The sequence below is a fragment of the Hydrogenophaga sp. RWCD_12 genome (assembly GCF_046604225.1).
Classification (GTDB): domain Bacteria; phylum Pseudomonadota; class Gammaproteobacteria; order Burkholderiales; family Burkholderiaceae_C; genus Hydrogenophaga.
Genome location: NZ_JBKIXC010000002.1, coordinates 976266 through 1002392 on the forward strand (window position 1 = coordinate 976266; position 26127 = coordinate 1002392).

The following is a 26127-nucleotide window of genomic DNA, read 5'->3' on the forward strand; positions in this document are numbered from 1 at the left end:
CGGTCACGGCACGGGGGCAGGCGACGGGTTGGGCGGGGGCAGCGGGACCTGCAGGACGATGTCTGTCCCGTGTTTCGATGACGAAGGCGTTGCCGGGGTTGTACTGTGGGAGTCGATCTGCACTGTGGCGCCCATGGTGCGGGCCCGCTTCTCGATGCCGCTCAGCCCTTTGCCACGCCGCACCGTGTGCACATCGAACCCGATGCCGTTGTCACGGATCGCCAAGCGCAACCCATCGCTCAGGCACACCACCTCGATCTGCACCTCGGTCGCGTCGGCGTGCTTGAGCACATTGGTCATGGATTCCTGCAGGACCCGCAGCAGCGGCAGCGTCATTGCGGATGGAATGCCGGCGTCGTCGATCGCGTCGTCGACCTGCCACGACAGGCGGATGCCCGCGGACTTCATGCGCGGCGCCATCCGAAAGCGCAGGTTGCCCAGCGCCACGCCGAACGGGTTGTCGTTCTCGTTGTAGCTGTCGATCGCCAGCCGCAGGTCGTCGATGCAGTCGCGCAGCAGATGGTTGATCTGATGGGGTGAGAGTTGCCCGCGCTCGCTCATCGCCAGCGAACTGATCAGGTGCGAGCCCAGCCCGTCGTGCATGTCCTGCATGATCCGCTGCCGCTCATGCAGCGTGGTCTTCTCGCGGTCGCTGGCGAGGTTGGCGGCGTAGAGGGCATTGAGTTCCTGCTCCTGCCGTTCCAGTTCCTGCTTCATGCGCGCGCGCTGGGTGTCTTCCATGATCAGCGAGTCGGCGAAATCCATCACCAGCACCACCGTCAACGCGGTGAACCACATCGGCGAGACCATCTGCAGGCTGTAGCCGACGCTGCTGAACACGCCCTTGGCCGTGCCCTGCAGCAGGATGTCGGAGACGCCCATGGCAATCGCGCAGAGCGTGGCCAGCACGAAGATGAAGTTGCGCCAGGTCCATTGCTTCCACAGCTTGCCGATCAGCAGCGCCACCGGGTAGAGGCCGATGATTCCGGAGATGCCACCCCAGGCGGTCTCGAACGTCTTGAAGAACGACAGGTCGGTCAGCGCAAAGTGCACGAGGTAGGTCAGAGGGCCGAGCGCGCCCCACAGCAGGCAGAAGCGCCGGAATCGGTGGCTGTCGGGACTGGCCTCGCGGATCAGGAAAAGCCAGGCACCGGTGGTGAACAGGGCGATGCCGCCGATGTGCGTGGCGCGCCAGTACGGGTACAGCCAGCCAGGCATCGGCGGCAGCATGTAGGTCAGCACGATGATGGAGAAGCCGATGGCGCCGACGCCCAGGCTGAGGTAGTGCGTCAGGTGCCGGCGGAAGCTGTAGATGCCCAGCAGGATGGCGGCGATCACCAGCGCGTGGACGAACGCCACCTGGGCCATGGTGTTCTGCCAGAACAGACGGTTGCGATACGGCGGGTCCAGCAACATCGCTGGCCCGACGTACATGCGCGTGAGCAGCGTCAGCGACTCGCGCGCTCCCCAGGCCACCTCGAAGGTATTGGTGCCCGGGTGCAGCAACTGGGCCGGAAAGGTGAACAGGTAGGGCCGCGTGTGCCAGACCGTGGTGGTCTCGCTCGAGGTCGGCACCTCGCCCACCTCGAAGCCGTTCACGTGCACCACGCCGCCGTGGCTGAACGACTCGATGTACAGGCCCCACAGCGGATCGGCGCCGGTTTCCTTCACCTCGAAGCTGCCGCGCAGCTCGAAGCGCTTGAAGGTGCGCGGGCTGCGCACGTGTTGCGAGGGCAGGGTGGCGGCGCGCTCGGGCAGCGAACCGTCCAGCGTGCGCACCGTGACATCGCGGATCACGATCACGGCCGGCGCTGCACCACCCGGCTGGATGCCTGCTGGCTGTTCGCCGCTGGCCATCAAGGGGGCGAGGGCGAGCAACAACGCGGCCGAGGCGGCGAACAGTCGCTGCATCAGCCGACCCATTGCCACGCTCAGAGAATGCCCATCAGCCGGGCTTCGAACACCGCCTGCGAGCGCGAGTTGACTTCCAGCTTGCGGTAGACGCGGCGCAGGTAACCGGTGACGGTGTGCCAGGTCACGTCCAGGTTCTGCGCGATCTCGTCGTAGGTGAGGCCCTTTTCGACCAGCCGCAGCACCTCCAGTTCGCGAGGGCTCAGCAGGTTGGAGTCGCTTTGCGTCACGCGGTGTACCTGCGAGAACCGGCGGATGACCGAGCGCGCCACCGCCGGACTGATCGGCGAGCCCCCGGCGTGCAGGTCGATGATGTGCTGGCTCAGTTCTTCGATCGGCAGGTCTTTGAGCAGGTAGCCGACCGCACCGGCCTCGAAGCTCGTGATGACATGCTGTTCGTCGCCGAACACCGTGATGACCATGGCGATGGTGTCCGGCTGGTGCCGGGCGAACCAGCCGATCACCTCGCGTCCGTCGCGGTCGGGCAGTCCAAGATCGACCAGCAGCACGTTGACCGGTCGAGAGGCACCCGCCTCGGTCGCCTGCCGGTAGGTTGCGACGGAAAACACCAAGGCCAGCCGCGGGTCCAGGCGGACCGCCGTCTCAAAGCGTGCGCGCACCTCGAAATCGTCTTCGACGATGCCCACGAGGATCGGCAAGGCGGTCGGTTCCGACCCCTCTTGCGACGCCTGCGAATTCCCGGCTTTCATGCAGTTGCCCTTCCATTGGAACCAGCCGTGCAGCTTGCTCCAAAGGTTACCGGCAAAGTTGAGCAGATGTCGAGCCGCCCCCTGTGCGGGGGACGGTTGACCCCATTTTTGGGGTCAGGATGGCGGCACTGGCAACTTTTTGGTCTGTTGACGCGAGGCATTCGCCGGGAAAATTCCTGCGGGCTTTGATGTTGCTGCTCAGGAGGGTGACCCGTGAACATTCATCTGTCGTCGTGGAACGCCGCGCTGTGCTCGGGTTGCCTGGTCCTGCTGGTTGCCTGCGGGGGCGGCAAGGAGGCAGATGCACCGGTCGAGAAGAGTGCTTCCGGCGTCGGCGCCGCTGCGGCTCCGAAGGTCACGGCGACCATCGGCGTCGACAACGGCCGCACGCCGGTCTACCGCTTCTACAACACACGGACCGGCGCGCACTTCTACACCGTCAGCGCCACCGAGCGCGACACCGTGCTGAGCACCTTGCCTCACATGACCTTCGAGGGCGCGGCGTTCTACGCGTCGGACCGCTACTCCCCGGGCATGAGCCCGGTCTACCGCTTCTACAACAGCGTGACGGGCGTGCACTTCTACACCATCAGCGAGGCCGAAAAGAACAGCATCGTCGCCAGCCTGCCGCAGTTTGCGCTGGAAGGCACGGCCTACTACGCCAGCCTGTTTGCGGGAGACGGAAAGACCGCGCTGTACCGCTTCTACGTCGCCAGCCGCGGCTTTCACTTCTACACCGCCAGCGCCGCCGAGAGCCAGAGCATCCAGGCCAACCTGGGCAACGTCTACACCTACGAGGGCATTGGTTACCACGTGCTTGCGGCGGACTGGCAGCCCTGGATCGCGCAGCTGCCACACACCGGTGTGACCGATCAGCACTGTTATGCCGGCGTGGCCGATGAGCTGGTGAGCTGTGGGGGCTCCGGTGCCATCGGCCTGAACCCGCTGCAGGACGGGCATCTGACGGCGCAATACCCGATGGTCTACGCCAATGTGCCGATCACGCCGTTGATCAACTACCCCGTCAGCGCGTGCGTGAAGGACGAAGTCACCGGCCTGATGTGGGAAGGAAAAACCAACGACGGCGGCGCGCGCGACCAGGACAATCTCTACACCAACCTGGGCAACAACGCCGCCAGCGACATCAGCGGCTATGTGGCGGCTGTCAATGCCGGTGCGCTCTGTGGCTACCGCGACTGGCGCCTGCCCAGCGCCGACGAGTTGCTGACGATCGTGAACTACGGGCGGTCGGACTCGCCCAAGATCCACTCCTCCTGGTTCCCCAACGCCCTGGCCGACCTGACCTGGACGGGCACCCTCCAGCCGTCGGACGGTACGCAGGCCTGGGCCGTCGACTTCGGGATTGGCTACTCCCGCCGCGAAACCCGCAGCAATGCCCATGCCGTGCGCCTGGTGCGTGGCGCGCGGTTCAGCGGCCAGCGCTTCACGGTGCGCAGCGAAACCTACCCGGGCGATGCCACCAACAACGTGGTGGCCGACGAAAAGACCGGCCTGCAATGGCGCCGTTGCCTGGAAGGCACGGCGTGGACCGGCTCCGCCTGCACCGGCAGCCCGCTGAGCTACGGTCACCCCTTTGCGCTGAGCTATGCGAAGAACCAAACCGGGTGGCGCCTGCCCAATGTCCGGGAGCTCGCCACCCTGATGGACCGCAGCCAGCCGCTGGGTTCGTTGCTGGAACCGGTCGCTTTCCCGGGCGGCAACGGAACCACGGTCTGGTCGTCGACACCGCTGGTGGGGGATCCCCAGAATGCACGCAGTGTCGGATTCGGCAACGGCTACACCAGCGCCACCCTGCGCACCCAGTTGCTCCAGATGCGGCTGGTGCGCGACAGCCGGTTCCAGTGAAGGAGACAGCCGATGCATCCGCGTTTCCACCTTCTCGCCAGCCTGACACTGGTCGCCTTGCTCACCGCCTGCGGCGGCAGCCAGCCGGGCGATGCCGGGCCGGCGCCCGTTCAACGGTCCGAAGGCGCCTCAACCATGCTCGCCGCGGGCGCCGTGCTCAACACGACCGAGCTGGCCGTGGCCCAAGAAAAGGCCGATGCCGCCGACCCTGACCAGCCACTGGACACGTTGCCGGCGGGGCAGATCGCCGCCAGGAGCGCATACACCTCGGGAGCAGTGGCGCGCAAGGCGCTGGCCGTGAGCATTCCGGTCTACCGCTTCTACAACAGCAGCACGGGCGCCCACTTCTTCACCACCAACACGACCGAACGTGACCACGTGATCGCGACCCTGTCGCCGCCCTATGCCTACGAAGGCCCGGCGTTTTCGGTCGCCAACATCGCCTCGCCGGGCCTGTCACCGGTGCACCGCTTTTTCAACAGCCAGAGCGGGGTGCACTTCTACACCATCAGCGAAGCCGAGCGCGCCAATGTGGTGGCGACTCTGCCTCACTTCATCTACGAAGGCATTGCCTACTACGCCAGCCAGGTCGCGGGCCAGAGCCTGGTTCCGTTCTACCGCTTCTACGTTCCGAGCCGGGGTTTCCACTTCTACACCGCCAGCGAAACCGAGAAGGCCAGCATCCTGGCCAACCTGAGCGCAACCTACAGCTACGAAGGCATCGGTTACCACGTGCTGGCCAGCGACTGGACGGCGCCGCGCAAGAACTTGCCGCACACCGGCCTGACGAACCAGGAGTGCTACCAGGCCGGGTCGTTTGCGCAGGTGGCCTGCAGTTCCGCCGGCGCCCTCAGCCTGAACCCGCAACAGGACGGGCACCGCACCGCCATCAACCCGATGAGCTACAGCGCCGTGGGGGCGAACCCGGTGACCAGTTGCGTGAAAGACAACGTGACCGGCCTGGTCTGGGAGGGCAAGTTGGTGACTGGCACTCGCGCAGGCAGCAACACATACACCAACCATGGCGACGGTCGCGCGGGGGATGCCAGCGCCTATGTGACCGCTGTCAACGCGATGAACCTGTGCGGTTTCAGCGACTGGCGCCTGCCGACGGTGGAGGAGCTGCAGACCATCATGGACTTTCACGCGGCCACGCTGACTGCGCTGCTCAATCCCGCCGCGTTTCCGAATACCTCCGCCTTGCGGCACTGGACAGGCAGTCCGTACACAGGGCCCTCCGCAGACAACACCTTCAGCTGGGTGGTGTCGTTCCAGACCGGGGGCATGTTTGCGATTGCCCGAACGGACCTGTACCCGGTCCGCCTGGTCCGGGGCGCGCAGTGGGCGTCATCGACCTACACCATCACCAGCGTTTCTTACCCGGGCGACAGCAGCAACAACGCCGTGACCGACGACCAGACCGGGTTGACATGGCGCCGCTGCAACGAAGGCCGGGCCTGGAACGGCAGCACCTGTACCGGAACCGCTCTGATCCTGAGCCAGGAGCAGGCGTTGACGCAGGCCACCAGCCGCAGCGGGTGGCGCTTGCCCAACGCCAGGGAACTGGGCAGTCTGAGCGACCGCAGCCGAAGCGGCCAGGCCCTGGACACCAACCTGTTTCCCCAGGAGGCCATCATTCGCTATGGATGGTCGACCACCCGGGGGCCGAGCTCCGCCAGCTCCGCCTATGCCATGTCGCCAGACGGTGGGTACCTCTCCACCTTCACTCGCGATGCGGTGTTCGCCAACGCGCGCCTGGTGAAGATCACACCCTGACCGCACCACGGGCTGCTGCAAGTTTCCCGCAAGGCGCCAATTCCGGCGGCGTGGAACAATGGGCTTCAACCACCCCTTGGAACCACCATGAAGAAACGTTCGCATTCCAGCGCCTCGCGCGTCGCCTCCCGGCTGGCGCAGCTGTCGAACGACGTGCCGCAGGTGGTTGCCCACCGGGTATCGCGCATGGCCACCTCCGGCCCCATGCCGTCGGCGCGCGACCGACAGGAGTTCACCGACATGGTGGTCGAGAAGCCCCGGGCCTTCGCGCACTCCTACCTGAACATGTGGATGGCCGGGCTGCAGGTGCAGCAGACCTTCTGGAATTCGCTCTCGCGCGCGATGCTCCAGCCGCCCTGGCTGAGCATCCGCACACACGCCGACGCGTTCCACCGCGCCGGGCAGGGCGGCTGGTTCGTGCTGGACCAGGGCATCGGCCCGATCCAGCGCCAGGCCTCGTCCAATGCACGCCGGCTGAACCGCCATGGGAGCCGCTGAGGCGGAACCAGACGAAGGCGCTCAGCGTTCGTCCTGTTCGATCCTCACATCGCTGGCATGGCCTGCCTGACCAAGCTCTGGCGCGGTCATCAGATTGTCCAGAAGGCGGATCGCTTCAATGGCTTTCTGCTGGTGGTGATGCTGCGCGATCAGGTTGAAGATACCTACGCGCAGGGCCTGGATCTGCATCAGGCTGGTCGCGGCGCGGACGCGCACGCGAAGCAGGGTGGACGCATCGCCCTCGCACTGATTGAGGCATTCGGTCAGGTGGCATTTCGCCAGTTCCAGCCGTTCTTTCCGCGTGATCCCGTCCCTGAGCCATTGCTGAATCAGCTGGGACACATGAGTGCGAAAGCCGCTCCTTGATGAATCCATGGACGTTGTGGTGATTGGCGGCCCGGCACAGCCGCAAGGTGTTGCCACAAGTGTGCTGGCCGAGTCTTTGCCGCACTAGGCTCCACCGCACGGTTCGGCATGGCGGCCTGGCTTTGCACAAGGTGTGCCATGTCCGACCGCAGAGAGCGGCATGTCTGATCGACCAAGGCCCTTTCCGGCCGGATACCCGGTGCTAGCATGCGGCGGCCCCTGTCCGGACATCCAAATGCCCCACCTCCCACAGCCTGCTTTCCAGCCTGCTGGTCCCATCGAGTTGTTGCTCGCACAGGGCTTGTGCCCGCCCGCCAGCGTGCATGCGCTCACGCTGACCCATTTGGGGTGGCAAACGCACGCGGACGACCTCGGCACCGGCCTGCGCCTGTTCTGGGCAGAGCGCGGCAACTGCCACTTCCGGATCGAGGGACAGCCTTTCCTGGCGCTGGACGCCGGTTGTGCGGTGCTGTTGCCGCGCGATGCCCGGCTGCGCGTCGAACCGGCAAGCATCAAGCCCATGCCGTGGCTGATGGTGGTGGACATCCAGACCACCTTCTGGTTGCAGTCTCAACTGCTGATGGCGGGAAGCCGCCCTGTCGAGGTTCTGCGCGGTGCAGCGTTGCCGGAAGCCCTGCAGATGATGCGGCTGGTGGTGCAGGATCAGGTGTTTGCAGAAGAGTCACCGGAGCAACAGCGCTGGCTCAGGCCCGCTGCGCTCGCGCTGGTGGCACGCATGCTGGCGGTACTCTCCGGGCAGCCCGGTGCCAGCCCCCTGGCCGCTGTTGCCACCGATCGCCGGTTGGGCAAAGCGGTCACCGATGCGATGTTGCATGAAGGGGTGCTGCCTGGCATTGACGACCTGGCGATGCAATGCCACTGCGCCCGCGCGACCTTCACCAACAGGTTTCACGACCTCACTGGAGACAGCTACCTGAGCTACCTCACCGCCTGGCGCATGAACCTTTCGGTGCTGCGCTTTCAGCAGCAGCGCGCGACGGTGGCGCAGGAGGCTGCTCGGTATGGCTATGGCAGCGAAGCCGGGTTTCGCAAAGCCTTCGCCCGCGTGGTCGGCACACCGCCGGGTAGTGTGCGCCGCGCGGCTGCACCCGGTCAGGCAGGCACTTTCAGGCAAGTACCTGCTGAGCCCATGCCTGCTCCGGTCATCCAGATCTCGCAGCACACCGCGGCTCCCGACCTCCCCGCATTGATCGCGTCGGTCATTGCGCGCCTGTGAACCGCCAAACGTCCTGCGAGGGGCTCAGGTTTGGCTGCGTGTGACCGCGAGGAAGACCGGTTGCCCGTTCACCAACTGGTGGCTCAGCGTGATTTCCACCTTCACGAGGTCCCCGCTCTTGCAGGCCAGATCGGCGCTGTAGACCACCGTGTCGCCCAGCTTCATCGCATGGGTCAGCGCTCGCCAGGTGGCCGCATCCGGCACGGCCTTGTTGAGGTCAGTGACGTCCATGCGCTGCACTTCGGACAGGTCAAAACCGAGCTGGTCGATGGCCTCGCCGTTGGCGTCCAGAAAGCGCGATGTGGTGGGGTCGATGACCCAGGCCGGTTCCTGCAGTTCCTGGTAGAGCCGGCGGTAGTCGGTGGAGCTGTTGTGCTTTCCGTTGGACGGAATCTTGTTCATGCTGTCTCCGCAGTCGTTGCCTGATTTGCCGGCTCCCATCCAAGCTTAGGCAAGCAGGTTCTTGTCTCCTCAACGCGCTGCCAGTGTAAGCACTCCCGACAGGATTCCTCGGCGCCGCGCGCAGGTTGATCCGAAACGACATGGAGGCTGCGGCATATGGCCATCTGGCGACGTGGATTGCTCTAGGATGTCCGGGAAACCGTCACACCTCTTCTCACCCACGCTCCCCATGATCCCGTCTTCCCGATATCTCACCACCGCCGCAATCACCGCCCTGCTGACCCTGGCTCTCGCACCCGCCGCCCACGCCGGCCCGCTGCAGGCTTTCCTCGACCGCTTCATCGAAAAAGAAGACCTGCCCGGCGCCGTGCTGCTGGTGTCGGGGCCGGACGGGCGCGAGATCGCCGCCTCCGGTGTCGCGCGCCGCAAGCCGCGCGAAGACATGACGCCCGACACGCGCTTCTACATCGCGTCCTCCGGCAAGCTCACCACCGCGACCGCCACCCTGCAGCTTGTCAAGGAAGGCAAGCTGCAGCTCGACGACCCCGTCTGGCCAAAGCTCCAGGGCGTGCCCGGCCTGGCCAAGCTGCGCAACATCCAGAGCGTCACGCTCGACCAACTGCTCAAGCACCGCACCGGCCTGGCCGAGTACTACACGGACGAATTCGAGGCCAAGGCCAGCCGCCAGCCCGACAAGCGCTTCAGCGCTGCCGAGTCGCTGGCCTTCGCCTACGGCGAGCGCGCGCAGGGCAAACCCGGCCGCCAACACGAATACACCAACACCAACTACGTGCTGCTGGGTGAACTCGTCGAGCGCACCGACCGCCAGCCCTTCGAGCGCGCGCTGCAGCAGCGCATCTTCGGCCCGGTCGGCATGACCCACTCCAGCGTCGGCGCGCGCAAGACCGAGCCGCGGCTGGCCCACGGCTACTCGTACGACGACGAAGGCCGCCTGCGAGACATCAGTGCGTCCGGCTGGAGCGCCATCACCGGCGACGGACCCATCGTCACCACCGCCGCCGACTACGAGGCCTTCCTCTTTGCGCTGTTCCGCGACGGCAAGCTGCTGCCCAAGGCGCTGGTCGCGCGCATGTGCACTCCGCAGGCCGAAGAGCCCGACAGCGAATACGGCCTGGGTTGCCAGGTGATGGACACCCCCTGGGGCCAGGCCTGGGGCCACAATGGCTCGGTGCCCGGCTTCAACGCCGACACCTGGTACATCCCCAAGCTGGGCATCGCCGTGGTCTTCATGACCAACGGCGACCCGGACAGCGATGACCCCGACATCGTGGTGCGGGCGGTGAAGGCGTATCTGAAGAAGTGAGGGGCCGACGCGATGCGCAGTGACTGGATCGCTCTGCTGCTCGCGGCTGCTCCCGTGTTCGCCAATGCCGCGAGCTGGACGGTCTGTGACCTCACGATCCAGACCAGGGCCAGGGAAGAGAACGGCATTCGCGCAGTCATCGTCGGTGTGCGCAAGACCAATCCCTCGACCTGTCCGAAGGCCGGTGCCGAGCTCGGTTTCGCCCCCGAGACCCCCGACTACCAGCAGGTCTTGCCACGCCAACGATGGCCGAAACCCGGACAGCGCTCGCGCCTGCGGTACCGCGAACTGGACGGCTGGTGCAAGAACGACGGCGCGCAGGGGGCCTGCACCATCCGGCACTACTCCATCCTCTGAATGCCGCCATGACGCTGCCCTTTGAATACCAGAACCCCACGCTTCTGTTCGAGCGCTTCATGGTCGACGCCCGTGATTGCGCAGGACTGCCCACCACCAACATGGCGTGGAACATGGTGGTGGGCGTCCTGCACGCGTTTCGGCGTCGCCTGACCGTGCCGCAGGCACTGGCTTTCGCGGGGGTGCTTCCACCTGTGGTCCGCGCGCTTTTCATCGAAGACTGGCCCATCGATCAGGCACCGGTGGCGTTTGGGGAACCGGATGACTGGTTGAGGGACGTGCGCGCGGTGCGCACAGAGCACAACTTCTCGCCAGCGGATGCCGTCGAGTCGGTCGCGACGGCGTTGCGCCGGCATGTGGACGCCGTGGCCTTCGCGAAGGTATTGACGCAACTGCCTCCAGAGGCTGGGCGCTACTGGCAGACTCGACCCCGGTAGGTAGAACAGAGGAAGGGAGAACGAGCTTGGATCACAACCAGCTGAATCGACTGGCCAGCGGCCGAAGCATCGTCCATTTCTGCCTGTTTGGCTGGCTGGGCATGTTTGCCTTTCAACTGTTCGGCACACCAGTGTTTGCGCCTCTGCTGCTGATTCTGACCGTGGCGGCCATCGGCGGCAGCTTGAAGGTGGCGCGAGCTCTCGATTTGCCCCCGTTTGTGCGGTTTGCTTCTGTACTTGGGGCCGCTCTGCCTATTGCGGGGCTGCTGGTCATGGGCTGGCTCTCGTCCAAGGCTCGGCGCGAGTTGCTGACGGCCGGATGGCGTTTGGGAGCGTTTCGTTCCTATCAATGAGATGTCAAGCCCTCCAGCGATGATTTCGCGCATCCTGCCCGAGCCAGACCGCTACGCCGTTTCTCCAGAAGGCGGGCCGGTTCTACCGTTCTATCAAGGTGTTTTCGAATCGGTGTATGTCCTTCTGCATCCTTTCATTCGACCGACCCGAATGTCGGTTGACAGCTTTCGGCAGAGTCAAACGCTGGATCGAGCGACCATTTGCTCCACCTGCGAGCCCGTGAACTGGCGACTCGGTTGCAGGCCTGTATCGACAAGGAGGGGATTTTTCAACCCACGGAAGGCGTGTTCTCAGACCTGACCCACAACAAGGTCCTGGCCTCGCTGCAGGATCAGGGGCATTCCTGGGTTTGGGTGGGTGATGAGTTTGGCACCGAAGGCAAGCTGCACTGGATCGATGACCTCAAGAAGCCGTCTTCTGACGCCACGGAAGGGCGTCGAAGTGTCTTCACTGCTGACAAAAGCGTTCTATGGACCACGCATTGGGACAGCCACTTCGCGTTCGTCTGTGGAGCACGACACCTGATGGATCGCTTGGCCAACGACGATCAGCTTGAAGGATTTCCATGCGATGCAGGGACTGCGGTCTACTGGAGTGTGCAGTCGCGGTGATTCGATGCCGGATCAGTCCGGGAACGTCAACGCTGCGTCGTGACCGCGCGACCCAAAATCAGCGCATGCACTTCGTGCAGAACATCGCGCAGCCGAAGTCGCACATCGCCTCCTGAAGCGTCGACTCCGTCACCGCAAGTTCCAGGCGTGTCACAGCACGTGCGGTGCCAGCACGGCGCGGGGCAGACGGAAGCGGAAGGCGGCGCCCTTGCCCACTTCACCTTCTCCCGCGATGTGGCCGCCATGGCGCAGCACGATGCGTTGCACGATCGCCAGGCCGATGCCTGTGCCCTCGAACTCGTCGGGTTGGTGCAGGCGTTTGAAGGGCTGGAACAGCTGTTCGGCATATTTCATGTCGAATCCGGCCCCGTTGTCCCTCACCACCACGTCGGACGAGATGTCCGGGCCGTCGGCCCGCATAACCTCGATCACGGCCTGCTCGCACCGCCCGGTGTACTTCCAGGCGTTGCCCAGCAGGTTCTCCATCAGGATCAGCATCAGTGCCGGGTCGGCGTGCACCCAGATGTCATCCTGGATGCGCCAGTCGGCCTGTCGTGAACTGTCTGTGCGTTGCAGATCGCTGGCCACCGACCGGGCCAGTTCGCTCACGTTGACCGGCCGGATGTTCAGCTCGACGCGGCTTTGCTGCGCCATCGCCAGCAGGTCGTTGATCAGGCCTCCCATCTTCCCGGCATTGTTGCGGATGCGTTCCAGGGATTCGCGCCCCTGGCCGGTCAGCCGGTCTGCTTCGGTTTCACCCAGAATGGACGCAAAACCCTGAATGCTGCGCAGCGGCGTGCGCAGGTCGTGCGAGACCGAATAGGTGAAGGACTCCAGGTCCCGGTTGAGGTTTTGCAGCTCGCGGGTGCGCTCGGTCACGCGCTGGTCCAGCTCGGCGTTCAGCCGCTCCAGCGCATTCTGGGTTTCTCGCAGCTGGGTGATGTCGGTGTAGGTGGTCACGAAGCCGCTGATTCGGCCGTCCACCGAGAGTGCGCTGCCCTGGATTTCCAGCGTTGTGCCGTCCGGGCGCTGCCGGATCAGCCGGTGCGGCAGGAAACGCCGGGCCAGCTCGGCCGACTCGCGCACCTTGGTCTCGATGTCGACCTCGCCATACTCGCCGCGCTCGGCGTTGTTGCGGGTGACTTCCTCGAATGTCACGCCGGGCTTCATCAGACCCGGTGGAAGCCCCAGCAGCTGTTCGAAGCTGCGGTTCCAGAGCCGGATGACGAGGTTTTCATCGATCACGGTCACGCCCTGGGGCAGCGCATTGATCACCGCGTCGAGGTAGACCGCCAGTCGACGGGCCTCCTGCTCGGCGCGCTTCCGGTCGGTGATGTCGGTGTAGATCGAAACGAATTCACCGGTGGGCAGCGGGGTGCCGCGCACCTCGATCACGGTGCCATCTGGCCGCTGCCGCTCGAAGACATGCGGCTGCCGGGTGCCCGCACGCTCGCACAGCTCGCGGGCCTGCTGCTGCGGCTCGCCAGGCCCGTACTCGCCGCGTCGGGCGTTGAACAAGGCCAGGTCGTACAGGGTCGGAAGGGTGGGCTCGAACAGCTCGTCGGGAAAATCCAGCAGCTGACGCAGCTGCCGGTTGCAGGCGACCATGCGCTGTTCGGCATCGAACATCGTCACCGCGCTGGGCAGGTGATCGATGATGCTTTGCAGCAGGGCGAGGTTCGGCAGGGAATGCATGGGGCATCAGGCACAGTGACCGCAGGGCGGTTGCACCAGGAGCGCCTGCCGCCCGTACCTGGAGGCCACTGTGCCGTTCAGTGCGGGCAGGCTATCACGGCTCTGCCGGTCGGAAAAGGTGGTTTAACTCCAGCTTCTTGGGTCAATTCAACCGGTGTGCAGGTGCCTTGCGTCTTGAGCAAGTCATGAAACTCAATGCAGAAGGGCTGCCATTGGCAGCCCTTCTTGTTGGTGAGCGAAAACCCGTTCAGTTCGCAAACGCCGCAATCCCCGTGATCGCGCGCCCCAGGATCAGCGCATGCACGTCGTGCGTGCCTTCGTAGGTGTTGACCACTTCCAGGTTCACCAGGTGGCGTGCCACGCCGTATTCGTCGCTGATGCCGTTGCCGCCCATCATGTCGCGGCTCATGCGGGCGATGTCCAGCGCCTTGCCGCAGCTGTTGCGCTTGAGGATGCTGGTGATTTCGACGGCGGCGGTGCCTTCGTCCTTCATGCGGCCCAGGCGCAGGCAGCCCTGCAGGCCCAGGCTGATCTCGGTCAGCATGTCGGCCAGCTTCTTCTGGATCAGCTGGTTGGCGGCCAGCGGGCGGCCGAACTGCTGGCGGTCCAGCACGTACTGGCGGGCGCGGAAGTAGCAGTCTTCGGCCGCGCCGAGTGCGCCCCAGGCGATGCCGTAGCGCGCGCTGTTCAGGCAGGTGAACGGGCCCTTGAGGCCGCGCACGTCGGGGAAGGCGTTCTCTTCCGGCACGAACACCTCGTCCATGACGATTTCACCGGTGATGGAAGCGCGCAGGCCCACCTTGCCGTGCACGGCCGGGGCGCTCAGGCCCTTCCAGCCCTTTTCCAGGATGAAGCCGCGGATCTGTCCGCCGTCGTCCTTGGCCCAGACCACGAACACGTCGGCGATCGGGCTGTTGGTGATCCACATCTTGGCGCCGCTCAGCTTGTAGCCGCCGTCGACTTTCTTGGCACGCGTGATCATGCTGCCGGGGTCGCTGCCGTGGTTGGGTTCGGTCAGGCCAAAGCAGCCGATCCATTCACCCGTGGCCAGCTTGGGCAGGTACTTCTGCTTCTGCGCTTCGCTGCCGAACTCGTTGATCGGCACCATGACCAGCGAGCTCTGCACGCTCATCATGCTGCGGTAGCCGGAGTCCACACGCTCCACCTCGCGCGCCACCAGGCCGTAGCAGACGTAGTTGAGGCCGGCGCCGCCGTATTGCTCGGGGATGGTCGGGCCCAGCAGGCCCAGCTCGCCCATCTCGCGGAAGATGGATGCGTCGGTCGTCTCGTTGCGGAAGGCCAGCTGCACGCGCGGCAGCAGCTTTTCCTGGCAGTAGGCGCGGGCGGCGTCCTGCACCTGGCGCTCGTCGTCGGTCAGCTGGGCGGACAGGTGGAAGGGGTCTTCCCAGCTGAAAGTTGCTTTGTTCGATGCCATGGCGCGTGTCTCCGTGTGGATGGATGGGTGCTGAAGTGGGAGGGATTGTCGCGTCGCCATGAATAGCTGTCCAATATTGATCATCGATTGATCAATACATAATGTGTATCCATGGAATTCCGTCATTTGCGCTGTTTCACCGTGCTCGCCGAGGAGCTGCATTTCGGCCGGGCGGCCCAGCGGTTGGCCATGACCCAGCCGCCGCTGTCGCTCAACATCCAGCAGCTCGAAGCCGATGTCGGCGCGCGTCTGTTCGAGCGCAACAGCCGTGGTGTGGCGCTGACCGCCGCCGGCCTGGCCTTCCTGCCGCGGGCGCAGGCGCTGCTGGAGCAGGCCGCACTGGCCGCACGCGAGGCGCGCGACGTGGGGCAGGGGCTGGCGGGGCAACTGCAGATCGGTTTTGCCGGAACGGTGCTCTACCGCGGGCTGCCGCAGGTGCTGCGCGACTTCGCCGCCGCGCACCCGAAACTGCGGCTGGCGCTGCGCGAACTCTCCAGCAGCGAACAGCTGGTGGAGCTGGTGCACGACCGGCTGGACCTCGGCTTCGTGCACACCACGCGCGTGCCGGCAGGGTTCTCGCAGATCCTGGTGTCCAGCCAGCCGTTCATGGCCTGCCTGCCGTCGTCGCACACGCTGGCGCGCAAGAAGCGCTTGTCGCTGGAACAGCTCAAGGGTGATTCCTTCGCCATCGTGATGCGCGCCGTCTCACCCGACTACCACGACCGCATCCTCGCGGCCTGCGCCGACGCGGGCTTCGAGCCGTCGCTCGCCTTCGAGCTGCGGCATTGGCTCAGTGTGGTCTCGGTGATCGCGCAGGGGCTGGGCGTCGGTCTGGTGCCGGCAGCGCTGCAGCAGGCCGGGCTGCCCGGCGTGGCCTTCGTGCCGCTGGCGCAACCGCTGGCGCCCTACGACACCCATTGCCTCTGGCGCACGGAACGCACGGGCCTTGACGGCGGGGCACAGGGCGCTCTGGGCGCCTTCATCGCCACGGTCCAGGAAGTCGCCGCGCCGCTCACCCAGTGAAGGGTGGTGGGGCGCCGCCACCAGACAGGGCTCGGCAGGTCGCTTGCCGCTCCCTTGCGGGTGCTACGCGCCCGACGCCAGCAACTGCCCGCCCCCGTAGCTGCTCACTTCGGGCGGCGTACCACCCGGCGTCACCTTGACGGCGCAGTACTTGAACTCCGGAATCTTGGCAAACGGGTCCAGCGCCGCGTGGGTCAGCTTGTTGATCGCGGCCTCGTAGTAGGCAAAGGCGACGAACACGGCGCCATGCGGCGTGCCTTCGTCTGCGCGCGCCCACAGTGTCACGCGGCCGCGCCGGGACTCGATTGTGATGACGTCGCCCGGCTGGATGCCCAATCCGGCCATGTCCAGCGGGTGGATCAGCGCCGTCGGGTCCGGCTCGATGGCATCGAGAACGCTCGCGCGCCGCGTCATGCTTCCCGTGTGCCAGTGTTCCAGCTGGCGTCCGGTGATGAGCACCATCGGGTACTCGGCGTCCGGTCGCTCTGCAGCGGGGATGATGTCGACCGGCACGATGCGCGCCTTGCCTCCTTCGCGCGGAAAGCTGTCGGTGAAGACCACCGGCTCGCCGGGATCGCCTTCGTTTCTGCAAGGGTAGGTCACGGCATGCTCGCGATCCAGCCGGTCCCAGGTGATGCCGGCAATGCTGGGCATGGTCAACCGCATTTCGTCGAACACCTGGCTGACGTGGTCGTTGTTCCACGGCAGGCCCAGGCGCTTGCCGATCTCCTGGATGATCCACAGGTCCTGGCGCGCATCGCCCGGCGGCGGAACGGCCTGTCGTCCCATCTGCACGATGCGGTCGGTGTTGGTGAAGGTGCCGGTCTTCTCCGGGAAGGCGCTGGCCGGCAGGATCACGTCGGCCAGGTAGGCCGTCTCGGTCAGGAAAATGTCCTGCACGACCAGGTGCTCGAGCGCCGCCAGCGATTCGCGGGCATGGTTCGCGTCGGGGTCCGACATCGCCGGGTTCTCTCCTTCGATGTACATGCCCTTGATGTCGCCGCGCTTGATGGCGTGCATCACCTCCACCACCGTCAGTCCGACCTTGTCGTCGAGCGTGCCGGGCGCCAGCTGCCAGGCCTTCTCGAAGCGCTCGCGCACCTCGGGCCGGCTGACGTGCTGGTAATCGGGCAGCATCATCGGGATCAGACCCGCGTCGGACGCCCCCTGCACGTTGTTCTGGCCACGCAGCGGGTGCAGGCCGGTGCCTGGGCGCCCGATCTGGCCGGTCACCAGCGCCAGGGCAATCAGGCAGCGCGCGTTGTCGGTGCCGTGCACGTGCTGGCTGATGCCCATGCCCCACAGGATCATGGAACCCTTGGAGCGCGCGTACAGGCGTGCGACCTCGCGCAACGTCTGTGCGTCGATGCCGCAGATCGGTGCCATCGCCTCGGGGGTGTACGGAGCGACGTTGGCGCGCAGTTCTTCGTAGCCGATCGTGCGGCTGGCGATGAAGGCCTCATCGACCAGTCCCTCGTTGACGATGACGTTGAGCAATGCGTTGAGCATCGCCACGTCGGTGTCGGGCTTGAAGGGCAGGAAGCGATGCGCGATGCGCGCCAGGTCGGAGCGCCGCGGATCCATCACGATCAACTTGGTGCCCTGCTTGACCGCGTTCTTGATGAAGGTCGCCGCCACGGGGTGGTTCACCGTCGGGTTGGAACCGATGACGATGACCACCTCGGCCTGCAGCACGTCCATCACCGGATTGCTGACAGCACCCGAACCGATGCCTTCCAGCAGCGCCACCACCGACGAGGCGTGGCACAGGCGGGTGCAATGATCGACGTTGTTGGTCCCGAAACCGGTGCGCACGAGCTTCTGGAAAAGATAGGCTTCCTCGTTGCTGCCCTTGGCCGATCCGAACCCGGCCAGTGCCTGGGGGCCGTTCCGGTCGCGAATCGTCTTGAGGCCACCGCCGGCGAAGTCCAGTGCCTCTTCCCAGGTGGCCTCTCGGAAGACGTCCATCACCCGAGCCGGGTCCATCACGAAGTCGGCCGACTTGGGCGGCGCGTCGGCGCGCCGGATCAGAGGCCGTGTCAAACGGTGCGGGTGATTCACATAGTCGAATCCGTAGCGCCCCTTGACGCACAGCCGGCCGTGGTTTGCCGGCCCGTCGCGCCCTTCGACGTAGCGGATGCGGTCGTCCTTGACATGGAAGGTCAGCTGGCAACCGACACCGCAGAACGGGCAGGCTGAGGCGACCTGGCGGTCGGGCACGTCGAGCGCCGCGCCGCGTGCCGGCGTCAACGCGCCCGTCGGGCAGGCCTGGACGCACTCGCCGCAGGCCACACAGGTGGATCCGCCCATCGGGTCGCCCATGTCGAAGACGATCTTCGCCTGTTCGCCCCGGAAGGCCAGGCCGATGACATCGTTGACCTGTTCCTCACGACAAGCGCGCAGGCAGCGTGTGCACTGAATGCAGGCATCCAGGTTGACCGCGATGGCCGGGTGCGAGGCATCGGCCTGCGGCTGCGCGCGCGCGGGGAAGCGCGGTTTGCCCACGCCAAGTCTGGCCGACCAGTGGTCGACTTCGTTGTTGCGCGTGTATTCGGCCTCTGGCATGTCCGACTGCAGCAGCTCGAGGACGAGCTTCTGTGACTTCAATGCACGCTCGCTGTCGGTGACCACCGTCATGCCTGCGGTGGGCTGGCGGCAGCACGACGGTGCCAGCGTGCGCTCGCCGCCGATCTCGACGACACAGGCGCGGCAGTTGCCCACGGCCTCCAGGCCGGGCTGGTAGCAAAGGTGCGGGATCTCGATGCCCACGCGCTTCGCGACCTCGATGATGGGCTCTCCCGGCAAGGCCGCGACGTCGCGGCCATTGAGGCTGAAGCTGATGGTCGTACGGGCATTCATGTTTTCAGCTCCTGCGGGAAATACTTGATCACGCAGTCGACCGGGTTGGGTGCGGCCTGGCCCAGGCCGCATATCGATGCGTCACGCATGACCTGCGAGAGGTTGGCGAGCAGTTCCAGATCCCAGTGGTCGTGCTCGATCAGCGCGGAGACCTTGGCCGTGCCGTTGCGGCACGGTGTGCACTGTCCACAGGATTCATGGCGGAAGAAGCGCATGGTGTTGCGTGCCGCCGCCGTGGCCGTGTCGTGGTCCGACAGCACCACGACCGCGGCCGAGCCGATGAAGCAGCCGTGTGGCTGCAGCGTGTCGAAGTCCAGCGGGATGTCGCCCATCGATGCTGGCAGGATGCCGCCCGATGCGCCGCCCGGCAGGTAGCCGTAGAAGCGATGGCCCTCCGCCATGCCACCGCAATGTTCATCGATCAGCTCGCGGATGGTGATGCCCGCCGGCGCCAGCTTGACGCCAGGCTCCTTGACACGACCCGAGACCGAAAACGAGCGCAGCCCCTTGCGGCCGTGACGGCCGTGTGCCGCAAACCAGGCGCCACCCTTGTCGAGGATTTCGGGCACCCAGTACAGCGTCTCGAAGTTGTGCTCCAGCGTCGGTCGCCCGAACAGGCCCACCTGTGCGACATAGGGCGGCCGCAGGCGCGGCATGCCGCGCTTGCCTTCGATGGACTCGATCATTGCGGACTCTTCTCCGCAGATATAGGCACCAGCGCCGCGGCGCAACTCGATCTCCGGCATGCCGGGCCAAGGCGGGCAGTTGCGCAGTCGCCGGATCTCCTGCTCGAGCAGCGCGCGGCATCCGTGGTATTCGTCGCGCAGGTAGATGTAGCACTTGTGAATGCCCACCGCCCAGGCGGCAATCAGCATGCCCTCCAGGAAGCGGTGCGGGTCGCGCTCGAGGTAGTGGCGGTCCTTGAAGGTGCCGGGCTCGCCTTCGTCGATGTTCACAGCCATCAGGCGCGGCGCGGGCTCGTTGCGCACGATGCGCCACTTGCGCCCGGCGGGAAAGCCGGCGCCACCCAGGCCGCGCAGGCCGGAGTCTTCCAGGGCCTTGATGACGTCCTCGACGTCGCGTTCGCCGTTGATGCAGCTTTGCAGCAGCGTGTAGCCGCCCTGCGCCTTGTAGGCATCCAGGTCGGCATGGCCCGAGGGCACGTCGCGCGTGCGGCCTTCGGACAGCGCGCGTGCGACGGTGTCGACCGTGGCGGCGGCCACCGGGTGCTGGCCGACCACCACCGCGGGCGCCTGCTCGCAGCGGCCCACACAGGGCGCCGGGATCACGCGGACGTCCTTGCCGAGAATGGCCGGCAAGCGCTCCAGCAGGTCGCGCGCACCAGCCATCTCGCAACTCAGGCCGTCGCACACGCGAATGGTCAACGCGGCGGGGGGTGTCTGTGCTTCCTTGACGACATCGAAGTGGTGATAGAAGGTCGCCACCTCGTAGACCTCGGTCTGCGCCAGCCCCATGGCCTTGGCCAGCGCCGCGAGGTGGGCGGCACTCAGATGCCCGTAGTGGTCCTGGATCTTGTGCAGGTGCTCGATCAGCAGGTCGCGCCGGGTAGCCGCCTCGCCGATCAGCGCCGCCACCTCGAGGGCGGCCTGCGCGTCGACCTGGCGGCCCTTGGGCGCCTCACGCCGGCGCTGGCGCGTGACTGCAACCGGCTGGATGGGGATGGTTCGTGCGTTCATCGATGCGGGCTCAAGGGCGAATCGGACGGCCCCGGCGGGACTCGTGGTTGGTGGGGGCTGTCGTTCGGGAGAGAATGACTTTGTTCGTGATGGCTCGCATGATCGCGGCCTTGTGTGAATTGCTCAATATGAAGCCCGCAGACCAATGCATCGGCAGTCGGCTTCCTAAGTGATAACCCGATGAAGCAGGTTTCCATCCGCCCGGTCTGGACCATCCAGTCCCCCGACCAGCCTCCCTTGCCGACCCGCCTCATCGAGTTGCTGGTGCAGGTGTCCGAATCCGGGAGCCTGTTGCTGGCTGCGCGCCGGCTGGAGCTGTCGTATCGGCGGGCCTGGGACCTGGTGCGCCAGGGTGAGGCCCAGTTCGGCGCGCCGCTTCTGTTGGCGGAACGTGGCAAGGGGTCGACCCTGACCGAACTGGGCGAGCGCATCGTCTGGGCAGACCGCCGCATCCACGCCCGCCTGGGCCCGGTGCTGGAGTCGCTGTCTTCGGAGCTGGCCGAAGAACTGGGTGATGCGCTGCGCGAGTCGCCCCCGGCCTTGCGCGTGCACGCGAGCCACGGCTTCGCCGTGGAGCGACTGATCGAGCGGCTGTCGTCCGACGGATTGACGCTGGCGCTGTCCTACGCGAGCTGTTCGGCCGCCGTTGCCGCCTTGCGCGACGGGGAATGCGATGTGGCCGGACTGCACATTCCCCATGGGGCGATGGAAGCGATGACGCTGGCACATTACCGGCCCTGGCTGCAGGGGCTGGGACTGACGCTGGTCGACATCGCCACGCGGCGCCAGGGCCTGATGGTGCGGCCCGGCAATCCGAAGGAGCTGTTTGCGCTGGCCGATCTGGCGCGTCCCGGTGTCCGCTTCATCAACCGGCAGTCCGGCTCGGGCACGCGCTTGTTGCTCGAAGGTCTGCTGCAGGTACAAGGCATCGACCCGATGCAGATCGCCGGTTTCGAGCACGGTGAGTACACCCACGCCGCGGTCGCGGCCTATGTGGCCAGCGGGATGGCCGACGTCGGCTTCGGGCTGGAGCCGCCGGCCCGGCAGTTCCGGCTGGACTTCGTGCCTGTGGCCAGCGAGCGCTATTTCCTGCTCTGCCGCAACGACGTGATGGACTCGCCCGCGCTGCGCAAAGTCCTCGCGCTGCTGCGGGATCCCAGCTTCCGTGCCACGTTGCAGGACCTCCCGGGCTACGATGCTTCCATGTCGGGTGCCTCGGCGCTGCTTGGAGAGGCCTACCCGGCGCTCGTTGCCGACGAGTGAATGGCCAGTCGGCCAATTTCAAGGAGATGGTTGTGGACAAGCAGATCCTGGTGCTCGGTGGTGGCTGTTTCTGGTGCACCGAAAGCGTCTACAAGGAAGTGCGCGGTGTGACCGATGTCGAGTCCGGCTACAGCAACGGGCAGGCACCCCAGCCCAGCTACGAAGACGTGTGCACCGGCCGCACCGGCTGCAACGAGGTGGTGAAGCTGGTCTACGACCCTGCGCAGATCAGCACGCGAGAGATCCTGGAAATCTTCTTCGTGGTCCACGACCCGACCACGCTCAACCGCCAGGGCAACGACACCGGCACGCAGTACCGCAGCGGCATCTACTTCACGACCGACGAACAACGCGCGACCGCGCAGGCGCTGATCGACGAACTGACGGCGGAAAACGCCTTCGGCCGCCCGATCGTGACGGAAGTGCTGCCGCTCGAACACTACTGGCCCGCCGAGGACTACCACCAGGACTTCTTCGAGCGCAACCCGCACCAGGGCTACTGCATGGCGGTCGCCGCGCCGAAGGTGGCGAAGTTCAGGAAAACATTCGCCCGTCTCGCGAAATAGAGCCCCCACGCTCCACCGCTGCGCGGGTCGCTGCCCCCCATGGGGGCTGATCCGCCTTGGGGTGGCCCAGCGGCGGATCGTTGTACTCAGGGCCTGCCCAGCCTAACCTGCAACCTCGGCCAGAGCACGATCACGGCCAGGCCGCTGAGCACCAACGCTCCCGCTCCGAGCTTCCAGCCCGGCAGCGCTTCGCCTAGCGACAGGGCGGAAGCACCCATGCCGAACACCGGCACCAGCAGGGCCAGCGGCGTGACCGTGGCGGCGGGGTGGCGGGCCAGCAGCCAGTTCCAGACGCCGTAGCCGAACAGGGTGTTGCCCAGCGCCTGCCAGAGCACGCTGCCCCAGACCAGCGGGCCGGCGTGCTGCAGCGCGGCAGTGATCGCGGGCGGGCCCTCGGTCAGCAGTGAGATCACCAGCAGCGGCGGCACGGCGAACGCGCTGCTCCAGACCATGAAGTGCAGCATGTTGACGGGGCCGAGCGACTTCACGACCACGTTGGCGCAGGCCCAGAAGAATGCCGCGCCCATCACCAGGCCCAGACCCAGCAGAGTCACGGTCGCGTCCAGATGCGTGGCGATCACGCCCAGGCCGGCAATGGCCAGCAGTAAGCCGGCGATCTGGAAGCCTCGGACCCGTTCGCGCATCAGCAGCAGCGACAGGCCAATGGTGAAAAACACCTGGATCTGCACCACCAGCGAGGCCAGTCCGGGCGAGATGTGGCCCTGGATCGCGAGGAACAGCAGACCGAACTGACCGACCCCCAGCAAGACGCCAAACGCGGCCATCTTGCTCCATGGGGCCGTGGGCCGTGGAATGAACAGCAGCCAGGGCAGGGCGGAAAACGCGAAGCGCAGCGTGGCGAACAGGAACGGCGGCAAACCGTCCAGTCCCCAGCGAATGACCACGAAATTCGTACCCCAGACGAAGACCACCGCGAGGGCGAGGAGGAGGTGGGACAGGGGCAAAGCAGGCTCCGGGGCGGGTGGGGGAGGCAGTGTATCGGGCGGTGTTTGAAACAGCCTGTAACAGAGGTGCGTGAACTAGTTGCACCGGGTCGTCAGGCAAGAGGTTTCAGTCCGCCCAACGGCGCTTGAACCAAAGCATTCAATCGCCGAAATAGGTTGATTTTCCTCAACTTTTTTGAGCTTCTGACTTCAGTCTGACAGGGCGTTTGCCGATGAGGTGGGTGTACCGGCATTCCGTTTGGAGACCTGCAGACAGCAGGTCGGTGCCCGGTCTGGAGGCCACTGTCATGAACAAGACTTACCGATCGATCTGGAACGCCAGCCTGGGCTGCTACGTGGCGGCGCCCGAATCTGCGGTGTCGCACAGCACAGGCACCTCCAGCACGCGAGCAGTTCGCGCCGAACTGCCCCGGCAGTCGGGCGTGGCGATGGTGATGGAGACGCGCATCGTGTTCGACGGGGCGATGCTGGTGACCGCGATCGACCAGAGCACGGCCCCGACAGAAGCCCCTTCGACGGTTGCTCCGGCCGCTGAAGCGCCGGTCGCCGACCATCCGGCCGACGCCGTGGTGACCGTGGCCCCGGTTGAAGCGCCGGCCCCAGCGCCGGTCAACGCAGTCACCACCGAAACGAGCACACCGGTCACGGCACCCGTGACCACCGAACCGGTTTCCTCGGTCACCGCGACCACCGACACCCGCACAGACACCTCCACCACCTCAACCTCCACGGCTGCCGAGCCGGTCACCGAGACCGCCACTCCGGTCGCGGTCGACATCGCACCCGCCACGCTGGCCGTCATTGAACCCGCTTCTGCCAGCAGCCACGAGATCGTGTTCGTGGACAGCCGCGTGCCCGACATCAGCGCCTTCCAGGGCCAGGGCCGCGAAGTGGTGGTGCTGACGCTGGAGCAGGACGGCCTGTCGCAGATCGCCGATGCGCTCTCCGGCCGCACCGACGTGGATGCGATCCACATCGTCAGCCACGGCAGCGAAGGTGTGCTGACCCTGGGCAGCACCGAGGTCACGACCGAAAGCATCCAGAGCACGCAGCTGACGTATCTGCAGAACATCGGCCAGGCGCTCAGCGCCGACGGCGACATCCTGATCTATGCCTGCGACTACGCCGCGGGCACCACGGGCCTGGCGGCGATGAACCTGCTGGCCAACATCACGGGCGCCGACGTCGCCGCCTCGACCGATGCCACCGGCAATGCCGCGCAGGGCGCCGACTGGACGCTGGAGCAGGCCACTGGTGCAGTGGATGTTCAGGCCATTGCGCTGCCCAACTGGCAGGGTGAACTGGCGACCTACACGGGCAGCACGCTGGCCTCACACCTGACGCTCTCGGGCAATGCCAGTTCGGTGTCGTCCGACACCGTCCGCCTGACCCCCAACCTCAACAGCCAGAGCGGCGCCGCACAGTCCACGTTCGAGGTCTCGCTGAGCACCAACTTCAGCTTGTCTTTCAGCGTCTACTTGGGTAGCAGCGACGCCGGCGCCGACGGCATCACGTTCGTCATGCACGACGACCCTGCGGGCGCCTCGGCGCTTGGGGTCATGGGCGGCGGGCTGGGTGCATTCGGCATCGCCAACGGTGTGGCGATCGAGTTCGACACCTACAACAACGGTGCGATGGACATGGTCAACGACCACACGGCCATGTGGGACACGGACGCAGGTACCGTCGACAACATGAGCTTTCTGGTGGCCAACCACGATCTCGGCAACATCGAAAACGGCAGCTGGAATGCGGTGGTCGTCACATGGACCGCTTCCACGCAGACCCTGTCGTACACCTTCAATGGTGTATCGATGGGCAGCGCGTCCGGGCTGGTCACGGCGGGGCGCTTCGGTTCTGGTGACACGGTCCATTTCGGATGGACGGGCGCCACCGGCGGTGCCACGAACGACCAGCAGGTCCAGATCACTTCCTTCACCGGGGCCATCAATTTCGCGCCCGACGCCGTCAACGACGCCGTCACGGTGAATGAAGAAGGTGCGACCCCGCTGGGCAACCTGATGGGCAACGACAGCGACACCGAAGGTGGCGCCATGACGATCAGCCCGAACAGCACCACGGGAAGCAACGGCGGCACCATCTTCCAGGACGATTCCGGCAGCCTGGTGTTTGCCCCCGGCAGCGCCTTCGACGACCTGGCCGTGGGCCAGACCCGCGACACCAGCTTCACCTACACCCTGACGGACGATCAGGGCGCGGTCGACACGGCGACGGTGACGATCACGGTGCAGGGCACCAACGACGCACCGGTGGCGGTGGGCGATGCGTTCGATGTCAGCGAAGACGGCGCGGCCTGGCTGGGCAATCTGATCGCCAACGACAGCGACCCCGACAGCAGCAACCTGAGCATGGTGCTGGACAGCTTCAGTGGCAGCAACGGCGGCAGCTTCGGCACCGACGACTCGGGCAACCTGATCTTCGTGGCCGGCAGCGCGTTCGACGACCTGGCCGTGGGCCAGACGCGCCAGACCAGTGTCACCTACACCGTCAGCGACGACCAGGGCGCACAGGCGATCGGCACTGTGACCATCACCGTGCACGGCGCCAACGACGCGCCGGTGGGCACCGACGATGCGTTCAGCACCTACGAAGACGACGCCGTCTCGCTGGGCCACATCACCGACAACGACGGCGACATCGATGGCGGCCTGGTGGTCGCAGACACTGCGGCGGTGCACGCCGGCGACAACGGCGGGATCTTTTCGTTCGACGACTCGGGCAACCTGATCTTCAACCCCAACGGCGAGTTCAACG

General features: G+C 65.9%; 22 protein-coding genes. 13 read left to right on the plus strand and 9 right to left on the minus strand.

Annotation, left to right across the window (positions count from 1 at the left end; all coding sequences use genetic code 11):
• Positions 1 to 3: 3 nt before the first annotated feature.
• Together ACLIJ1_RS11825 and ACLIJ1_RS11830 are read right to left on the minus strand one after the other, a co-directional pair.
• A complete protein-coding gene (locus tag ACLIJ1_RS11825; protein WP_411365706.1) occupies positions 4 to 1911 on the minus strand; it encodes a sensor histidine kinase in 1908 nt (635 codons plus the stop codon).
• 20 nt (positions 1912 to 1931) lie between these two features.
• Complete coding sequence (locus tag ACLIJ1_RS11830) at positions 1932 to 2621, minus strand: response regulator (protein WP_411365707.1); 690 nt, start codon at positions 2619 to 2621, stop codon at positions 1932 to 1934.
• Between the two features lie 213 nt (positions 2622 to 2834).
• Here ACLIJ1_RS11830 and ACLIJ1_RS11835 point away from each other — a divergent pair, with 213 nt between their 5' ends.
• The 3 genes from ACLIJ1_RS11835 (at position 2835) to ACLIJ1_RS11845 (ending at position 6761) form a co-directional block, all read left to right on the plus strand.
• Positions 2835 to 4487 carry a DUF1566 domain-containing protein gene (locus ACLIJ1_RS11835; RefSeq protein ID WP_411365708.1) on the plus strand — a complete coding sequence of 551 codons (1653 nt, stop codon included), beginning with the start codon at positions 2835 to 2837 and terminating at the stop codon, positions 4485 to 4487.
• Between the two features lie 12 nt (positions 4488 to 4499).
• Positions 4500 to 6263: a DUF1566 domain-containing protein gene (locus tag ACLIJ1_RS11840; protein WP_411365709.1), complete on the plus strand. Its 1764-nt coding sequence runs from the start codon at positions 4500 to 4502 to the stop codon at positions 6261 to 6263.
• A gap of 87 nt (positions 6264 to 6350) precedes the next feature.
• Positions 6351 to 6761 carry a polyhydroxyalkanoate granule-associated phasin gene (locus ACLIJ1_RS11845; protein WP_411365710.1) on the plus strand — a complete coding sequence of 137 codons (411 nt, stop codon included), beginning with the start codon at positions 6351 to 6353 and terminating at the stop codon, positions 6759 to 6761.
• A 21-nt stretch (positions 6762 to 6782) separates the two neighbouring features.
• Here ACLIJ1_RS11845 and ACLIJ1_RS11850 read toward each other — a convergent pair whose 3' ends face one another.
• Entirely contained in the window at positions 6783 to 7103 is a 321-nt protein-coding gene (locus tag ACLIJ1_RS11850; protein ID WP_411365711.1) for a hypothetical protein, read from the minus strand.
• 259 nt (positions 7104 to 7362) lie between these two features.
• On the opposite strand from ACLIJ1_RS11850, the gene ACLIJ1_RS11855 reads away from it, so the two are divergent.
• Entirely contained in the window at positions 7363 to 8364 is a 1002-nt protein-coding gene (locus ACLIJ1_RS11855) for a helix-turn-helix domain-containing protein (protein WP_411365712.1), read from the plus strand.
• Between the two features lie 24 nt (positions 8365 to 8388).
• Here the strand turns inward: ACLIJ1_RS11855 and ACLIJ1_RS11860 are convergent, their stop codons facing one another.
• The gene (locus ACLIJ1_RS11860) at positions 8389 to 8766 is read right to left on the minus strand and encodes a PAS domain-containing protein (protein ID WP_411365713.1); all 378 of its coding nucleotides are present in this window, start codon (positions 8764 to 8766) and stop codon (positions 8389 to 8391) included.
• Positions 8767 to 8995: 229 nt separating this feature from the next.
• Between ACLIJ1_RS11860 and ACLIJ1_RS11865 the strand changes: the two genes are divergently transcribed.
• The 5 genes from ACLIJ1_RS11865 (at position 8996) to ACLIJ1_RS11885 (ending at position 11849) form a co-directional block, all read left to right on the plus strand.
• On the plus strand, positions 8996 to 10090 hold the full coding sequence (locus ACLIJ1_RS11865; RefSeq protein WP_411365714.1) for a serine hydrolase domain-containing protein: 1095 nt from the start codon (positions 8996 to 8998) through the stop codon (positions 10088 to 10090).
• Positions 10091 to 10102: 12 nt separating this feature from the next.
• Positions 10103 to 10447 (plus strand): hypothetical protein, encoded by a 345-nt coding sequence (locus ACLIJ1_RS11870; RefSeq protein ID WP_411365715.1) that lies wholly within the window; start codon positions 10103 to 10105, stop codon positions 10445 to 10447.
• A gap of 8 nt (positions 10448 to 10455) precedes the next feature.
• Complete coding sequence (locus ACLIJ1_RS11875) at positions 10456 to 10884, plus strand: DUF2267 domain-containing protein (protein ID WP_411365716.1); 429 nt, start codon at positions 10456 to 10458, stop codon at positions 10882 to 10884.
• A 26-nt stretch (positions 10885 to 10910) separates the two neighbouring features.
• Positions 10911 to 11237 carry a hypothetical protein gene (locus ACLIJ1_RS11880; RefSeq protein ID WP_411365717.1) on the plus strand — a complete coding sequence of 109 codons (327 nt, stop codon included), beginning with the start codon at positions 10911 to 10913 and terminating at the stop codon, positions 11235 to 11237.
• Positions 11238 to 11438: 201 nt separating this feature from the next.
• Positions 11439 to 11849 (plus strand): hypothetical protein, encoded by a 411-nt coding sequence (locus ACLIJ1_RS11885; protein ID WP_411365718.1) that lies wholly within the window; start codon positions 11439 to 11441, stop codon positions 11847 to 11849.
• 150 nt (positions 11850 to 11999) lie between these two features.
• Here ACLIJ1_RS11885 and ACLIJ1_RS11890 read toward each other — a convergent pair whose 3' ends face one another.
• On the minus strand, positions 12000 to 13544 hold the full coding sequence (locus ACLIJ1_RS11890; RefSeq protein ID WP_411365719.1) for a sensor histidine kinase: 1545 nt from the start codon (positions 13542 to 13544) through the stop codon (positions 12000 to 12002).
• 247 nt (positions 13545 to 13791) lie between these two features.
• On the minus strand, positions 13792 to 14979 hold the full coding sequence (locus tag ACLIJ1_RS11895) for an acyl-CoA dehydrogenase (protein WP_411365720.1): 1188 nt from the start codon (positions 14977 to 14979) through the stop codon (positions 13792 to 13794).
• Positions 14980 to 15090: 111 nt separating this feature from the next.
• Here ACLIJ1_RS11895 and ACLIJ1_RS11900 point away from each other — a divergent pair, with 111 nt between their 5' ends.
• The gene (locus tag ACLIJ1_RS11900; protein ID WP_411365721.1) at positions 15091 to 16002 is read left to right on the plus strand and encodes a LysR family transcriptional regulator; all 912 of its coding nucleotides are present in this window, start codon (positions 15091 to 15093) and stop codon (positions 16000 to 16002) included.
• 63 nt (positions 16003 to 16065) lie between these two features.
• Here the strand turns inward: ACLIJ1_RS11900 and fdhF are convergent, their stop codons facing one another.
• Both fdhF and ACLIJ1_RS11910 read right to left on the minus strand, forming a co-directional pair.
• Positions 16066 to 18861, minus strand: coding sequence for a formate dehydrogenase subunit alpha (gene fdhF, locus ACLIJ1_RS11905; protein ID WP_411365722.1), 2796 nt, complete (start codon positions 18859 to 18861; stop codon positions 16066 to 16068).
• Complete coding sequence (locus tag ACLIJ1_RS11910; RefSeq protein WP_411365723.1) at positions 18858 to 20558, minus strand: NAD(P)H-dependent oxidoreductase subunit E; 1701 nt, start codon at positions 20556 to 20558, stop codon at positions 18858 to 18860. Before ACLIJ1_RS11910 ends, fdhF begins: the two co-directional genes overlap by 4 nt.
• 180 nt (positions 20559 to 20738) lie before the next feature.
• Between ACLIJ1_RS11910 and ACLIJ1_RS11915 the strand changes: the two genes are divergently transcribed.
• On the plus strand, positions 20739 to 21821 hold the full coding sequence (locus tag ACLIJ1_RS11915; protein WP_411365724.1) for a substrate-binding domain-containing protein: 1083 nt from the start codon (positions 20739 to 20741) through the stop codon (positions 21819 to 21821).
• 32 nt (positions 21822 to 21853) lie between these two features.
• Positions 21854 to 22387 (plus strand): peptide-methionine (S)-S-oxide reductase MsrA, encoded by a 534-nt coding sequence (msrA, locus tag ACLIJ1_RS11920; protein WP_411365725.1) that lies wholly within the window; start codon positions 21854 to 21856, stop codon positions 22385 to 22387.
• 86 nt (positions 22388 to 22473) lie between these two features.
• Here msrA and ACLIJ1_RS11925 read toward each other — a convergent pair whose 3' ends face one another.
• Positions 22474 to 23352: an EamA family transporter gene (locus ACLIJ1_RS11925; protein WP_411365726.1), complete on the minus strand. Its 879-nt coding sequence runs from the start codon at positions 23350 to 23352 to the stop codon at positions 22474 to 22476.
• Between the two features lie 287 nt (positions 23353 to 23639).
• Here ACLIJ1_RS11925 and ACLIJ1_RS11930 point away from each other — a divergent pair.
• Positions 23640 to 26127, plus strand: a 2488-nt coding sequence (locus ACLIJ1_RS11930) for a DUF4347 domain-containing protein (protein ID WP_411365727.1), incomplete at its 3' end; no start/stop codon positions are given.